Here is a 1,030-nt window from a genome sequence, read left to right on the forward strand (position 1 = left end):
GCGACGTACTACGCGTGGAAGAGCAAGTACGCTGGTGCCACGGTCAACGACCTGACTCGTATGCGCGAGCTCGAGGCCGAGAACGCCCGGCTCAAGCGCATGTATGCCGACCTGGCGCTGGAAGCTGCAGCGATGAAGGACGTCATCTCGCGAAAGTGGTGACGCCGTCGGCGAAGCGGCAGGCGGTGCAGTTCATGGTGAGCGAGCACCGATTGCCGATCAAGCAGGCCTGCCATGCGGCGGGCCTGTCGCGGGCGGCGTACTACAGCAAGCCGATGGACCGCTTGGTGCGCGATGGCGAGGTGATCGAAGCCCTGAACGGCGTGGTCGAGCGCAACAGCCGCTGGGGCTTTTGGAAGTGCTACCAGCGGCTGCGCCTGGACGGGCAGCCCTGGAACCACAAGAGGGTATGGCGCGTGTACTGCGAGATGGGACTGAACCTGCCCAGACGAACGAAGAAGCGTGTGCCGCAGCGTGATCCGGTGCCGCTGGAAGCTGGCCAGCACGTCAACCAAGGCTGGGCCTTGGATTTCATGCACGACGCGCTGCACGACGGCCGGCGGTTCCGCACCCTCAACGTGATCGACGAGGCCAACCGCGAGGCGCTGGCCATCGAGGTGGGCACCTCGATCCCGGCCAGGCGCCTGATCCGCGCGCTCAGTCGCTTGATCGACTGGTACGGCGCACCCGATTCGATCCGCCTGGACAACGGCCCGGAGATGACCTCGCAGGACTTCACCGAGTGGGCGGCCGCCAAGGGCATCGCCTTGCGCTTCATCGAACCGGGCGAGCCCAATCAGAACGCCTACATCGAGCGCTTCAACCGCACCTACCGTACTGAAGTGCTCGACGCCTATCTGTTCCGCTCGATCGAGCAGGTCCAACACATCACCGAGGAGTGGCTGCGCGAGTACAACGAGCAGCGCCCTCACGACGCCCTGGGCGGCCTGCCTCCAAGGCTGTTCATGCCCAGGCTCACAACCGCCGCAGACTCCAGTTCCGGGATGTCTACTTGACGGGGGAGCTTACG

At 65.0% G+C, this 1,030-nt stretch carries 2 protein-coding genes; both read left to right on the plus strand.

What is annotated here, in order from left to right:
- Nucleotides 1–51: 51 nt before the first annotated feature.
- Nucleotides 52–162, plus strand: a complete 111-nt coding sequence (locus E8D38_RS29615) for a hypothetical protein (protein ID WP_425462828.1) — start codon at nt 52–54, stop codon at nt 160–162.
- Nucleotides 159–1,016: an IS3 family transposase gene (locus tag E8D38_RS27860; RefSeq protein WP_181179573.1), complete on the plus strand. Its 858-nt coding sequence runs from the start codon at nt 159–161 to the stop codon at nt 1,014–1,016. Before E8D38_RS29615 ends, E8D38_RS27860 begins: the two co-directional genes overlap by 4 nt.
- Nucleotides 1,017–1,030 lie beyond the last annotated feature (14 nt).

It is taken from the genome of Methylibium rhizosphaerae, assembly GCF_006386545.1.
Classification (GTDB): Bacteria; Pseudomonadota; Gammaproteobacteria; order Burkholderiales; family Burkholderiaceae_C; genus Pseudorivibacter; species Pseudorivibacter rhizosphaerae.